The organism is Pseudomonas sp. W15Feb34 (assembly GCF_023127765.1).
Classification (GTDB): Bacteria; Pseudomonadota; Gammaproteobacteria; order Pseudomonadales; family Pseudomonadaceae; genus Aquipseudomonas; species Aquipseudomonas synxantha_A.
In genome coordinates, this window is record NZ_SPKN01000004.1 from 1 (window position 1) to 14039 (window position 14039).

13 protein-coding genes are annotated in these 14039 nt (G+C 59.2%); 5 read left to right on the forward strand and 8 right to left on the reverse strand.

Annotation, left to right across the window (positions count from 1 at the left end; genetic code table 11):
- Nucleotides 1-279: 279 nt before the first annotated feature.
- Together E4O97_RS02335 and E4O97_RS02340 are read right to left on the reverse strand one after the other, a co-directional pair.
- Nucleotides 280-801, reverse strand: a complete 522-nt coding sequence (locus E4O97_RS02335) for a hypothetical protein (RefSeq protein ID WP_248160809.1) — start codon at nt 799-801, stop codon at nt 280-282.
- 94 nt (nt 802-895) lie between these two features.
- Entirely contained in the window at nt 896-1282 is a 387-nt protein-coding gene (locus tag E4O97_RS02340; RefSeq protein WP_032875090.1) for a TIGR03067 domain-containing protein, read from the reverse strand.
- Between the two features lie 338 nt (nt 1283-1620).
- Between E4O97_RS02340 and E4O97_RS02345 the strand changes: the two genes are divergently transcribed.
- Nucleotides 1621-2958: a Wzz/FepE/Etk N-terminal domain-containing protein gene (locus E4O97_RS02345; RefSeq protein ID WP_078821418.1), complete on the forward strand. Its 1338-nt coding sequence runs from the start codon at nt 1621-1623 to the stop codon at nt 2956-2958.
- Between the two features lie 264 nt (nt 2959-3222).
- Nucleotides 3223-4122, forward strand: coding sequence for a lipid A hydroxylase LpxO (gene lpxO / locus E4O97_RS02350; RefSeq protein ID WP_032875099.1), 900 nt, complete (start codon nt 3223-3225; stop codon nt 4120-4122).
- 19 nt (nt 4123-4141) lie between these two features.
- Here lpxO and ligD read toward each other — a convergent pair whose 3' ends face one another.
- Nucleotides 4142-6661: a DNA ligase D gene (gene ligD / locus E4O97_RS02355; RefSeq protein ID WP_248160810.1), complete on the reverse strand. Its 2520-nt coding sequence runs from the start codon at nt 6659-6661 to the stop codon at nt 4142-4144.
- 24 nt (nt 6662-6685) lie between these two features.
- Nucleotides 6686-7525, reverse strand: coding sequence for a Ku protein (locus tag E4O97_RS02360; protein WP_216091315.1), 840 nt, complete (start codon nt 7523-7525; stop codon nt 6686-6688).
- 184 nt (nt 7526-7709) lie between these two features.
- Between E4O97_RS02360 and E4O97_RS02365 the strand changes: the two genes are divergently transcribed.
- Nucleotides 7710-8024: a hypothetical protein gene (locus E4O97_RS02365; RefSeq protein WP_078821416.1), complete on the forward strand. Its 315-nt coding sequence runs from the start codon at nt 7710-7712 to the stop codon at nt 8022-8024.
- A gap of 12 nt (nt 8025-8036) precedes the next feature.
- Nucleotides 8037-9194 (forward strand): PQQ-dependent sugar dehydrogenase, encoded by a 1158-nt coding sequence (locus E4O97_RS02370; protein ID WP_248128759.1) that lies wholly within the window; start codon nt 8037-8039, stop codon nt 9192-9194.
- A gap of 62 nt (nt 9195-9256) precedes the next feature.
- On the opposite strand, the gene E4O97_RS02375 is transcribed toward E4O97_RS02370, so the two are convergent.
- Together E4O97_RS02375 and E4O97_RS02380 are read right to left on the reverse strand one after the other, a co-directional pair.
- Entirely contained in the window at nt 9257-9736 is a 480-nt protein-coding gene (locus E4O97_RS02375) for a nuclear transport factor 2 family protein (RefSeq protein ID WP_032875113.1), read from the reverse strand.
- A 56-nt stretch (nt 9737-9792) separates the two neighbouring features.
- Nucleotides 9793-10344 carry a TetR/AcrR family transcriptional regulator gene (locus tag E4O97_RS02380; protein WP_005788500.1) on the reverse strand — a complete coding sequence of 184 codons (552 nt, stop codon included), beginning with the start codon at nt 10342-10344 and terminating at the stop codon, nt 9793-9795.
- Nucleotides 10345-10469: 125 nt separating this feature from the next.
- Between E4O97_RS02380 and pssA the strand changes: the two genes are divergently transcribed.
- The gene (gene pssA, locus E4O97_RS02385; protein ID WP_248160811.1) at nt 10470-11813 is read left to right on the forward strand and encodes a CDP-diacylglycerol--serine O-phosphatidyltransferase; all 1344 of its coding nucleotides are present in this window, start codon (nt 10470-10472) and stop codon (nt 11811-11813) included.
- A 69-nt stretch (nt 11814-11882) separates the two neighbouring features.
- On the opposite strand, the gene efeO is transcribed toward pssA, so the two are convergent.
- Together efeO and efeB are read right to left on the reverse strand one after the other, a co-directional pair.
- Entirely contained in the window at nt 11883-12701 is an 819-nt protein-coding gene (gene efeO / locus E4O97_RS02390) for an iron uptake system protein EfeO (protein ID WP_248160812.1), read from the reverse strand.
- Between the two features lie 24 nt (nt 12702-12725).
- Entirely contained in the window at nt 12726-14030 is a 1305-nt protein-coding gene (efeB, locus tag E4O97_RS02395) for an iron uptake transporter deferrochelatase/peroxidase subunit (RefSeq protein ID WP_103735215.1), read from the reverse strand.
- Nucleotides 14031-14039: the final 9 nt, after the last annotated feature.

A 14039-nucleotide genomic window follows, 5' to 3' on the forward strand; every position in this document is an offset into this window, starting at 1 on the left:
GGGCAATAACGTTGCGGCGCCAAACGCCGCGACGAACAGCCCCAGGTAACCCGTCAGCACCGGTCAGTGGGCCGGGTAGTCGGCTATGTATCAGGCCTATCCGAGGAAGCTCCAAACAGCTTCTGGCCAACATTGGATCAGCTCGCGATCTGCCCATTACAAAAAGGCCTCAAGGGCCGGTAGGAGCACAGGCATCAATTCGCGACGGTCTGACCAGAGGTCAATGTTCGTTAGCACGGGTTGGAGCGGCTAAACGCCCCGGTGGCAGAACTCTGTAAATCAGTGGCTCATCGCAGCCTCCTGACTATTGCCTGGCTGACGTCGATAAGTCTGGTCGTTTTGCAAGAGCCGCCAGAGGATACGCAGGTTGCGGTTGGCCAAACGCACCGCCGCCTCCTTGCGCCCTAGGCGAGATACCCAACGCTGTAGCCACTGGTCGTCGGGCTGTTCTGAATCCGGTCGCACCTGTCTTAACACGGCGTGGGCCCCCTGGACCGCCAGGCTGCGCAAATACGCATCACCCTTCTTGCTCATCTTGCCGAAATTGCCCTGTGCTTGCAGTAATCGCGCCCATGCCTGAGCACCTGGCCCGCTTTCCACCAGCACCGTCACGCTTGCTGGAAGCTTAAGAAGAAAGGTTTGAAAGGCCTCTCGTGACTTAATCCGATCCTCGAATATCACCTGGCCGAGCGCATTCTCACCGGCCACCTGGAAGACCTTTTTGGCAAGGTCTACCGCGACGTTTACGCAAGTAGATACATCGGCTGACAAAGACTGATTGATCGTCGTATGCTTTTTCATGGGCTCGCCCTCGCTGTCGTTGGCTTCTATAAGAATGCCACCGTGGCGCATAGACGCCTCGGCTTGGGCGAGTCCATCTAATTACAGAGGTAACTCATGAGCGCCGCACAAAGGTGCGCATGGTTTGCCCAGGGCCGGTGCTGAATACGGTGGGCCTGGGCATGCCTTCATCCGCTGCGATAAATACGAAATCATCGCCGTCGAGCCGGTAACTGGCGGGAAGCTGCTTGCCCGCGTCATCGCCGATAGCGTCAATCCAGGTAATGCTTTTGGGCGTGGTACTGGCATCCAGGAAAAAACGGCCCGCCAGCAGTTGATCACCATTGACGGTGGTCACTTCGAAGCAATCGCCCGTGATGGTGGTAATAGCCCCTGGCGCACTGTGGGCGTCGGCGGGGTTGAGGATGCCACTGTCTTCAAGGGCAGTCTGCTCCCAGGTGCCTTGTAAGCCGCGTAAATCGAGAGTTGAAACAGACAGCATGCAAATTCCTTATTGCTGATCAGGGAAGCGCCCCGTTGCATCAGGTACGCAACCACGACGTGGGCGGATAAGTTTTTTCTTTAGAAGACAGCTATTTGACAGCATTTTGATGTTCTATTGACTATGCTTGCAAGCGCGCAAGTCCGACAATGCTGCGCCATTTGTACTACTCCTCGATATAAAACCGAAATAATCCTTGGAAATGTGGGATATTTCGGCTGGCTAAGTGGTCACATCGCCACCGGTCCGGCGTATCCAGGGCGTTGTCCCTGATTTTTGAAGCCATTTAGGTTTCTGAGAATGATGGCCTTTTAGTATTATTTTAAGGTGTTCTTATTTTGAATCGCACTTCCCCGCTCCCGCCCTCCGTAGCGTCTGATGAAATTGACTTGTTTGAATTGTTTCACGCCATCTGGCGACAAAAAAAGCTGGTAGTCGGATGTACGCTTCTGGTGGGCGTATTAGGGGCAGGGTACGCGTTCCTGGCACCCAAGACTTATGAAGTCAGCAGTGTGCTGCGGCCTGCGGCAATCAATGAACTGGATGCGTTGAACCGTTCGGAAGTCTATAAGCTGCCTCCCGCTGACGCCCTGATGAAAGTGGGAGCACAGTTAGACTCTTACGAGGCGCGCTTGGGATTTTTCAAGGAACACGAGGAATTGTTCAAGGCGTTCAAGAAGCCGGGGCAGAGCCTTGAGCAAAGCTTTGAGGCGTTCAATCGAAACTCTGTCAACCTGATCTTGCCGGACCCGAAGAAATCAGACTCGCTGAGCAGCTATATTCGCTTGGAACTGCAATACCCGACAGACGTTGATGGTGTCGCGATCCTCAACGGCTTTGTAGACTACGCCATCGCCGCCGAGCGTCAGCAGGTTGGCGCCGACCTCAAGGTGATCGTCAATAACCGCTTGAGCGAACTCAAAGGCAAGATCGACGCCGCCCGTGACAACTACGATACGGAAAAGGAATCCAAGATCGCCAAGCTGCTCGAGGCTGACCGACTCAAGCGTGCCCAGTTGCAGGATGAGCTCAGCGCGCTGCGCCTGCAGATGAAGATGGAGCGTACCAATCGCCTGGCCGAGCTGGCGGAAGCCATCTCTATTGCCAAGTCCATGGGCATTCGCACCCCGACGACACCATCTTCCATGGCGGACTCCACGCGCAGTGGGTCGAGCCAGGTCATGCGCACAGAGGTGAACAATCAGAAGATCCCGCTGTACTTCATGGGCACCGAGGCTCTGGAAGCCGAACGCGCTGCGCTGCAACAGCGCACCAGCGATGACTTCACCAACCCGCGAATTGCCGAGATTGGCAAGGATTTGCAACTGCTCGAAAGCAACCGCGAAGTCGAGGTGCTGCGCAAGCGCGGCAATGAGGACATATTCCTGCAGGACGTCGAGCCGCTTCGTGCTGAAGTTGCCAGGCTGCGTGGCTTGAACATCGACATGAGCAACCTCAAGCTGGTAACGGTCGACCGCCGCGCCCAGGAGCCTCTGGCGCCGATCAAGCCGAAAAAATCGTTGGTCATTGCGTTGAGTCTGGTAGGCGGCCTGTTGCTGGGGCTGATGATCGCCTTGATCCGCCACTTTATCCGCAGTCGTAGCCAGGTTGTCCCCTATACCGCGTTGGCAGACGCTAGTTTGCCCCGCCGTGACGGTAAAGACGCGCCGCAATAATCGAAGTAATGCCTTTAAACAGGCGGGCGCACAAGCCCGCCTGTTCCCACCCCAGCACACTCAGTAGACAGCTTTTCACAATTCTTAGTTAACCTTTGGTTACAAAGTATGGCTAAATAACGGCCAATGGTTACACGCCGCAAGGTCGCCCAGCCTGCCGTGTCACCTGTACGTGAATTGTGATTTCAGGTGCTGCATATCCATCCTCGGCCGTTGTGGGCCCGCAGGAGCAGCCTGTTCTCTCCCTGACTTGTGACGAATCCCTTGAAACTCATCATTGTTGCTCTCTACGTTGCCTCCATTGCGTATGTACACCTGCGTGGTCGGGTGCGACACAAGCTGGGTCGCCAGCTTAGCGATCACTCGACGTTCCTGGCGCCGATCAACTGTTTCCTGTACTTGTTCTCCAAGCAGCCCAGCCGTCCCTATCTGTCGCCCAGCGATTTTCCAGACCTGAGCCCCCTGCAGGAACATTGGCAAGAGATCCGCGAGGAAGGCCAGAACCTGATGCGGGCCGGGGAGATCAAACGTTCGGATCAGTACAACGACGTGGGTTTCAACTCGTTTTTCAAGTCGGGCTGGAAGCGCTTTTACCTCAAGTGGTATGGCGACAGCCACCCTTCGGCGATGAAGCTGTGCCCGCGCACCACCGAGTTGGTGCAAGGGATCGGCTCGATCAAGGCCGCGATGTTCGCCGAACTGCCACCGGGCTCCAAGCTGGTGCGCCACCGTGACCCGTACGCGGGCTCCTATCGGTATCACCTGGGGCTCGATACGCCCAACGACCCAGGGTGCTACATCAATGTGGATGGCGAGAGCTATTACTGGCGCGACGGCGAGCCGGTGATGTTCGACGAGACCTACATTCACTACGCAGAAAACACCACCCAGCAGAACCGCATCATTCTGTTCTGCGATATCGAACGCCCGATGAAGTACCGCTGGGCGGCGGCATTCAACCGTTGGTTCAGCCGCAATGTAATGGCCGCTGCAGGCTCGCCCAATGATGATGGCGACAAGACCGGCGGCCTCAACCGCGCCTTTACCCGCTTGTACAAGATCCGCCTGCGCGGCAAAGAGCTCAAAAAGCGCAACCGCACACGCTACTACCTGGAAAAATGGGCGATCTTTGCCGGTCTGGCGCTGATCTTCATTCTTATCTGAACCCTGTGCCGGGCGCGAATCACTGCGGTGGTTTTGCGCCCAGCTTGTCCCACATCTTCTTGCCGATTTTCTGCCGATTGGCATAGCCGGCCCATGGGTCGCCCTTCAACCCCTGCAGACGCTCATGCAGGTTCGCCACCGTCCACTGCTGGGCCCCGCGCAATCCTTTCAATTCTTCCCGACTGACCGGCACCGATACCGGCAGACCCGGCCGTGCACGCACGGAGTATGCCGCCACAGTGCTGGCGCCACGGGCGTTGCGCAGGTAGTCGATAAAGATCTTGCCCACACGGTTTTTAGGGCCGCTGGTGGCGGTAAAGCGTTCGGGCAGTTGCTGGCTCATAAATTGGGCAATGGCCTTGGCGAATGCCTTGACGGCGTCCCAGCCATCACGCCGGGCCAGCGGCACGATCAGGTGCAGACCTTTACCGCCGCTGGTCTTGACGAAGGCTTGCAAGCCCAGCTCATCCAGCACCGACAGGGTCAGTTCGGCCGCTTCCAACATGGATTTCCAGGGCAGGGCCGGGTCCGGGTCGAGGTCCAGGACGAACAGGTCAGGGGTTTCAATCTTGTCCGTAGTGGCGCCCCAGGTATGCAACTCGACAGTGCCCATTTGCACGGCGCCGGCCAGCGCCTCTGCGCTGTCTACCTCCATCAGGCGTGCATGACCGGGATCCAGGGCCTGATCCAGTTGCTTGATGTGGGGAATTGCCAGGCGTTCAGAGTGCTTCTGAAAAAACTGCTCCCCTTCGATGCCTTCGGGTGCGCGCAGCAGCGACACAGGGCGACCACGCAGGAACGGCAGGATCCATTCGCTGATGTCGGCGTAGAACTGCGCCAATTGCTGTTTTTGCGTGCCACTGTGCTTGTCGATAATGCGATCGGGGTGGGTGATTTTCACGTTCTTCACCGCTTTGTCGGCTTTATCGGTTTTCTGCTTCTTCGAGGCATTGACCGACTTTGCCGCACGCGGCTGTTCATGAATGACCTGCGACGCAGGCTTATCAGTGCGCAGCCCCACGAAGGCGGCCTGGCGCACCACGCCTTCACGCGTCCATTCGGCGAATTGCACTTCACCCACCAGGCGCGGCTCGACCCAATGCACGCCACGGGCCTGGGTGCTGGTCAAAGGCTTTTGCAAGGGCGAGTCCTTGCGCTCCAATGGCGTGAGCTTGGCGTAGATGGATTTCAACGTGGCCTGATCAAATCCGGTGCCCACACGCCCGGCATATACCAGCCCGGTTTCATCGTTGACGGCCAGCAGCAGCGCGCCAAACCCGCTGCGCGAACCCTTAGGGCGGGTGTAGCCAACAATCACAAACTCCTGGCGCAGGCGGCATTTGAGCTTGATCCAGTCAGCACTGCGGCGGGACACATAGGGGCTGCCTGCACGCTTGCCGATCACGCCTTCGAGCGCCAGGTCGCAGGCGCTTTCGAAAATATCGCGGTGGTTGGCGGCAAAGGCTTCGGAGAAACGCAGCAGTTTGCTTTTGCTGCCGGCGAGCGCAGCTTTAAGCGCAGCCCGACGCTCCTCGACCGGATCTTCGCGTTGATCACGGCCGTTCAGGAAGGGGGCATCAAACAGGTAATAGACGATGTCCAGGCTGCGGCCGATATCGAAGGCATTCTGCAACGCCTGGAAATCCGGCAACCCGTCGCCGTTGAGGCTGACCACTTCGCCATCCAGCCAGCTGTCCTTGAGCTTGAGGGCTTGCAAGGCTTTGGCCTGGCGCGGCAGGCGTTCGGTCCAGTCGTGGCCGTTGCGAGTGAACAGGCGCACTTGACCGTCATGGATGCGCGCGAGAATGCGATAACCGTCGAACTTGATCTCGTAGCTCCAATCGCCCTCGGGGGCGCGATCGACCAAGGTCGCCAATTGCGGGGCAAATTCTTCGGGTATGGCGCTCACTTGCGTGCGGGCCTTGGCCTTTGGCGCTGGCTTTTTTTTGACTTGGACCTTGGCCTTGGGCGTGCCGACCACCGCATCGCTGAGCACGCTGGCAGGCTCGGCGTCGACAATATCGTATTCAGAAGCGGGGCGTGCCTGCTGGTCTTTTTCCTTGATCAGTAGCCATTGCTCCTTGTCGCCACTGCCCTTGAGTCGGGTGCGTACCAGGGTCCAATCCCCAGCGAGTTTTTCGCCCACCAGCGTGAACTTGAGCTTTCCGGCCGCATAGGCTTTGCGCGGCTCGTCATGGGGCTGCCAGATACCTCGGTCCCACACAATCACATCGCCTGCGCCATATTGGCCGGCTGGGATGCTGCCCTCGAAACCGCCATAGCTCAGGGGGTGGTCTTCAACGTGGACCGCCAGGCGCTTCTGGCTTGGGTCCAGGCTCGGGCCCTTGGGCACCGCCCAGCTCAACAGCACGCCGTCGAGTTCCAGGCGAAAGTCATAATGCAGGTTGCGCGCATCATGCTTTTGAATCACGAAGCTCAGCGCCGAGGCTTTCCGCTTGCTGGCGGGTGAGCTGCCGGCGGGTTCGGCGGTGATCTTGAAATCGCGCTTGCGGTTGTATTCGCTCAGGGGCTTTGCCATGTCGCGCTCCAGTCAATGGCAGGCTCAAGAGGCCTTTTTGTTGGATTTCTTCGCGGCGGGCTTTTTCGCCGCGGGTTTGCCCGCCAGGCTGCGTTTAAGCAGTTCGGTCAGGTCGATAACATCGGCGGATTTGCGCACTTCGCTGTCTTGGCTCGACTCCACGTCTTCGATCTTGCCGGCCTTGGCCTTTTTCGCCACCAGCGCCATGATCTTGTCCTGGAAGCTGTCGCGGTACTCGTCGGGTTGCCAGTCTGCACTCATGTCTTCCACCAGGCGCTTGGCCATGTCCAATTCACCCTTGGCCAGGGTCGGTTTGGTTACATCGGCACCGAGTTCCAGCTCGTCCAGGCTGCGCACTTCTGCGGGCCAGCGCAGCATCACCAGTACCAGGGCCGATTCGAGCGGCATCAACGCGGCCAAGTGCTGTTTGGTATGCAGCACCACATTGGCCAGGGCGACCTTGCCGGTTTTCTTCAGGGTTTCGCGCAGCAGTGCATAGACCTTGCCGCCACGTTTGTCCGGCGCCAGGAAGTAGGGCGTGTCGATGTTTTGCAGGGGGATCTGGTCAGCGGCGACAAACGCGATGATCTCAATGGTCTGGGTCGATTTCGGATGGGCCGAGCGAATTTCATCTTCGCTGAGCACCACATAACGGCCCTTCTCAAAGGCGACGCCCTTGACGATATGTTCCTTGGTGACTTCCTTGCCCGTGGTTTTGTTGATGCGCTTGTAGCCGACCGGGTCCATGCTGCGTTTGTCCAGCCAGTCGAAATCAACGCCTTGGGAAGATGTCGCCGAGACCAGCGACACCGGGATATGAACCAGACCGAAACTGATAGCGCCTTTCCAGATTGCCCGTGGCATAACTCCGATTCCTTAAAAAGTGAGCCTGTTCTGGTGACTCGCAGGCCGCGGCAAAAGTTTCGGCGGGCAGATGCTCGGACAGATCGTGTTACACCTGATGAGAAACTATTTAGTGTCGCAACCCGAACCCATGGCGTAGCGTGTTATCGAAAGCACGTAGTACTCGGCATAGAGAGGCTCCGTCATGAATGCTTATGTACGTTATCTTGCAGTACTTGCGCTGGGCCTGGCCCTGGCGCCTTGGGCCCAGGCGCAAAACCTGCCGGGCCAATACGACACCAATAACAGCCCGATTCACCGGGCCAACCCCAATAGCATGCAGGGCACTCAGCCCAATGCACCTGCGGCCGGCGGTATCCAGACTGCGCCCACCGGCCCTCGGCCGACCGTGGAAAACCGCGGAATCGGCAATACGTATCCCAAGCGCGACGTAGCTCCCAGTCGCCCGGCCACCGAAACCAAAGCACCCACCTATGATGCCAACGGCAATCGCCGGTAAGGACTTCGCCTTATGTTTCTACGCAAAACTCTGCTAGCGGCTGTCTGTGCCGCCACGCTGCTGCCGCTGACCACCGTTTATGCCGCCGATAGCCAGCAGTTCCCCAGCGAGCAAGGCAGCATCACCGTCACGCCGATCGCCAAAGGCCTGGATCATCCATGGGCGCTGGCGTTTCTACCGGATCAGCAGGGCTTCCTGGTGACCGAGCTTCCCGGGTACCTGCGATTTGTCAGCCCCGACGGTAAGCTTTCCGCTCCGTTGAAGGGGGTGCCGCAAGTCTGGGCCAAGGGGCAGGGCGGGTTACTGGATGTGGTGTTGTCACCAGACTTCAAGCAGGACCGTATGGTCTACCTGTCGTACGCCGAAGGCGGCGGGCAGGATGGCAAAGCCGGAACCGCTGTGGGGCGCGGGCGCCTGTCTGCTGACATGAGCGGCCTGGAGGACTTCAAGGTGATCCTGCGCCAGGAGCCCAAGCTGTCTACCGGCAACCACTTCGGCTCGCGCCTGGCGTTCGATCGTGACGGCTATCTGTTCGTGACCCTGGGCGAGAACAACGACCGCCCGACCGCCCAGGACCTGGACAAGCTGCAAGGCAAAGTTGTGCGCATCTATCCAGATGGCCGCGTACCGGATGACAACCCCTTCGTCGGTCAACCCGGTGTACGTCCCGAGATCTGGTCCTACGGCCAGCGTAACCCACAGGGCCTGGCGCTGAACCCGTGGAGCGGCACGATCTGGGAAAACGAGCATGGGCCGCGTGGGGGCGATGAAGTGAACATCATCGAGCGCGGCAAGAACTACGGGTGGCCGCTGGCGACCCACGGCATCAACTACTCTCTGCTACCGATTCCCGAAGCCAAGGGCAAAACGGCAGAAGGCACGGTGCAGCCCCATCATGTCTGGGAGAAGTCCCCGGCCATCAGCGGCATGGCGTTCTATGACGCCGACCGGTTCAAGGTGTGGCAGCACAATCTGTTTATCGGTGCGCTGGGCACTCAGGAGTTGATTCGGTTGCAGTTCGAGGGTGACAGGGTCGTTCACGAGGAACGTTTGCTGGGCGAGTTGAAAGCGCGAATTCGTGACGTGCGGCAGGGGCCGGATGGGTTTCTGTATGTGCTGACGGATGAGGATAATGGCGTGTTGTATCGGGTCGGGCTGAATCAGGACTGATGCCTTTCGGTAATCGCTTTCTGTAGGAGCGAGCAAGCTCGCTCCTACAGAGGGTAAGAGAGCTACAGCCCTAGGTCTGACAAGCCCGGATGATCATCCGGGCGACGCCCCAGCGGCCAGTGGAACTTGCGTTCGCTTTCCTGGATCGGCTTATCGTTGATGCAGGCAAAGCGGTTGGCCATCAGGCCGTTCTCATCGAACTCCCAGTTTTCATTTCCGTAGGAACGAAACCAGTTGCCGGAGTCGTCATGCCACTCATAGGCATAGCGCACGGCGATGCGGTTGCCGGTGAACGCCCACAACTCCTTGATCAATCGATAATCCAGTTCCCTGGCCCATTTACGGCTCAGGAACTGCCTGGCTTCTTCGCGGTTGTGGGCGAATTCGGCGCGGTTACGCCACTGGGTGTCCAGGGTGTAGGCCAGGGAAACCCGTTCTGGGTCGCGGGAGTTCCAGCCGTCCTCGGCCAGCCGGACTTTTTCGATGGCTGACTCGCGAGTAAAGGGCGGTAGGGGCGGGCGGGCTTGTGCATTGGCTGACATGGGGTGGCTCCTTAAAACAATAGGGTTGAATGATAGAAGTTGCCAATTCCGAGAATTCAAAGTCCCAATAACGTTCGCGCCATGCATTGCGCATTATCGGCAGCTGTTGAATCACCCATGATCAGGGCAACGGTAATGGCGCCATCGATCAGGATCAGCAGTTGCGCGGCCTGCTGTTGCGGGTCGGGGGTGCCATGTGCTTGACACAGTTCAAGTGCGTACTCGAACAGTTTGTGTTTATGGGCCTTGGCCAGCAGGCGCACCGGATCTTGAGCGTTGCCGGTTTCGCCACTGGTGTTGATAAAGGCGCAGCCGCGAAAATCCGCGGAACCGAACCAGCTTTTCAGGGCGCTGAACAGCGCCAGCAAGCGCTCGCCGCTGTTGTCGCTGCGTTCCACTTCGCTGCGCAGCCACTGCATCCAGCGTTCGTCGCGGCGCTGCAGGGCGGCAATCACCAACTCGTCCTTGTTGGCGAAATAGCGATAGATGCTTTTTCTCGATACGCCAGCGGTTTTTACCAGCAAGTCCATGCCGGTGGCGGCGATGCCATGGCGATAGATCAGCTTTTCGGTGACGTCGAGGATAATGTCGCGGGTTATGTCGTTCATGCTTATTACAGTAGAACGATCGTTCTTCTTGGTCAATCGGCTTTTTTCCATGCCGTACGGCGAGACCTGAGCAGCCCCATGGTGTAAGCTCTGGACCTCTTCGGATTCGACCCATTGCGAGCCCTATGCCGTCGTTCTTCAAACGCTCCCTGTTGCCCAAACTACGCGGTTTCCCGCTGTCCCCGGAGGCCATCGAGGTGCTGTCCGGCGCCGATGCCTATCGTCGCTGCCTGCTGGAAAAAATCTCCCAGGCGACGCGTCGCATCTACATCGTCGCCTTGTACTTGCAGCACGACGAAGCGGGGCAGGAGATCTACGACGCGCTTCACGCTGCCAAGGCGGCACGGCCGGAGTTGGACATCGTGGTGATGGTCGACTGGTTGCGCGCCCAGCGTGGCTTGATTGGCGCCGGCAAGCAGCCGGGCAACAGCGCCTGGTACCAGGCCATGACGCAAAGCCACGCCAGCGAAGTGCCGGTGTATGGCGTGCCGGTGCAAACCCGCGAGCTGTTTGGCGTATTGCACCTCAAGGGCTTTGTGATCGATGACAGCGTGCTGTACAGCGGCGCCAGCCTCAACAATGTGTATTTGCACAAGTTCGACAAGTACCGCTTTGATCGTTACCACCTGATCCATAGCCAGGTGCTGGCCGATTCTATGCAACACCTGATCGAGCACGGCCTGGTGGCATCCAAGGCCGTGCACCGCCTGGACCTGCCCAACCCGCCGACCACCCGCAGCCTGCGCAACGATATCGGCGACCTGCGCAGCCGTCTCAAGCACGCGGCCTATGACACCACGGCCGGGCAGTTGCCCAATGGTCACCTCTCGGTGAGCCCGTTGCTCGGCGTCGGCAAGAACAACCCCCTGAGCCGGGTCATTCTGGAGCTGATCGCCAGCGCCCAGCAGCAGTTGACCATCTGCACGCCGTATTTCAACCTGCCGTTGCCGGTGACCCGCGAGATCAACCGCGCCCTGGCGCGTGGGGTGAAGATCGACATCGTGGTCGGCGACAAGACGGCCAACGACTTCTATATTCCGCCCAGCGAGCCGTTCAAGGTGATCGCGGCCTTGCCTTATCTATATGAGATCAGCCTGCGGCGCTTTGCCAAGCGTCACCAGCCGATGATCGACAGCGGCCAGTTGAACCTGCACCTGTGGCGCGATGGCGACAACACCTACCACCTTAAGGGCATGTGGGTTGACCAGCGCTATACCTTGCTGACCGGCAATAACCTCAACCCCAGGGCATTTCGCCTCGACCTGGAAAACGGCTTGCTGATCGACGACCCCAAGGGCCAATGGCTGGAGCCGCGGCGTGCCGAGCTGGCGCAGATCTTCCAGCACACCACGCGTATCCGGGGCTACCAGCAATTGCAGACGTTGGTTGATTACCCGCCGGCAGTGGGGAAATTCCTGCGTCGGGTGAGCCGAGTGCGCATTGAGCGTTTGCTGTACCGCATTTTGTAGCCGTTATCCCGCAGGCAAAAAAACACCCAGGCCCTCAACAGGGCCTGGGTGTTTTTTTGCCGGTAGCCTTTAATTCAAACCCAGCTTGCCGCGCAGCATCGACAAGTCTTCAGCCAGGGTGTTGACCGGGCCCACCAGGGCCTTGCGGTCGTTGTCCTTGACCTTGTCGTAGGTTTCAAAGCCGCCATCCTGGGTCTTGTACTTGGCCAGGATCTTGTCCACGGTGGCGAAGTTTGTATCGACCTTGGCCAGGAACGCCTGGTCCTGCTGCCCGATCTGGCCACGGAACAAATCGACGATTTTCTTCGCACCGTCGATGTTGCCCTGGAAGTCATACAGGTCGGTATGGCTGTAGCGGTCTTCTTCGCCGGAGATCTTGGTGGCAGCGACTTCCTCCAACAGCGCCGCAGCGCCGCCGACGACTTTTTCCGGCGGGAAGGTCAGGCCATCGACCCGCGTCTTGAGATCGTTCACATCGGTATTGAGCTTGGTGGTCAGTGCTTCCAGGCCCTTGGTCGAGTTTTGCGCGAACAGCGCGTATTCAATCCGGTGAAAACCGGTGAAGTCTTCGGCCGTTACACCTTTTTCATGGTCATCGACACGCGAATCAATGGACGCGTCGAGGTCGCTGAACAGCTCGGCGATCGGCTCGATGGCCTCATAGTGCACGCGGGTCGGCGCATAGAGCTTCTTGGCGGTGGCCAGGTCACCTTTATTGATGGCGTTGGTAAACGCCTGGGTCTGGGTGACCAGTTCGCCGATTTCCTCGGTAACGTAGATCTTGTAGTCCGATAACGGGCCTACCAGGTCGAGCGGCGCGGTAGCGGCGAAGGCAGCCAGCGGCGCAAGGCTCATTAACAACGACAACGCGATAGACGACTTCTTCATGGGGGCATTCCGCTCTGGTGTGTTTCAGGTCTTGGCAGGGGTGGTGGAGTGCGTTGCAGCAAGCAGCGTGCGCCCGATGAAATCCTCAGGGCCGGTGACGCCGGGCAAGGTGAAGAAATACCCGCCGCCGACCGGCTTGAGGTATTCCTCCAGCGGTTCGCCGTTGAGCCGCGTTTGCACGCTGATAAAGCCTTTCTCCAGGTCAGCCTGATAGCAGATGAACAATAGGCCCATGTCCAGCTGACCGTTTTTGTTGACGCCGTTGGAGTAGTTGAACGGCCGCCGCAGGATCAGGTTGGCCTGGGTCTGCGGGGTGCGCGGGTTGGCCAGGCGGATGTGCGCATCAAGCTTGGTCAACTTGCCATGCGGGTCTTTGCTGTAGTCCGGCACCTGGGTTTCATGCTGGCCATCCATGGGGGCGCCGGTGGGTTTGACGCGGCCGATGATGCTTTCCTGTTCTTGCAGTGGGGTGCGATCCCAGCGCTCGACAAAGTTGCGGATGATACGCACGGCCTGGTAACTGCCATGGGCCGCCCAGGCGGGTTCGTCGCTGCTCGGTTGCACCCAGACGATCTGGTCCATGGCCTTGGCATCGTTGGAGTCGGGGTTGGCCGAACCGTCGCGAAAACCCAGGAAGTTACGCGCACTCTGCGCCGGTTCGCCGGGCTTGGCCGGGGCCTGGGGCGGCACGCTGCCTTCTTGTTTCCAACGCACCAGCAGCAAGTCAGGCAGGTTTTTCACGATATCGCGCAGGGCGTGGATGTTGGTATCGGGCGTGTTGGAACTGAACTGCAGGCTCAGGTCGCCGTGGCACTGCGCCGGCTCCAGTGCATCGTTGGGGAAACCCACCATGCGGATCAGGCGCTTGGGCTTGACGGCACTGAGGCCGAAGCGCTCATCGAACAACGATTCGCCGATCGACACGGTGATGGTCAGGTTATCTGGGGTAACCACCGGGCCAAGGATGCCGGAGTCGGTGGGTGGCAGTTTCGGGTCGACCTGCGGCACGGTGCCGCCGCTCATCAGGAACGCGATACGCTCGTTCAGGGTGCGGAACAAACGTTCGAGGTCCTCGCGGTCGCTGGCCAGTACGTCGAAGGCCACCACCATGCCGCAGGCCGGGCGCGGGGTGACGATGCCGCTCTGATGCTGACCGAAAAAAGCCTGGTGGTCGTGGGTCTTGTCGCTGCGCGGAGCGCTGGTGACTTGCTCGGCCGCTGCGGCCATGGCCGGGCAGGTCAAGGTGCTGCCGGCGATGGCCGCGCCGGTGGCCGCCATGCCCAGCAGGACGCGGCGGCGCGCAAGGTTTAGCTGTTTTGAATCACTCATGTATGCGTT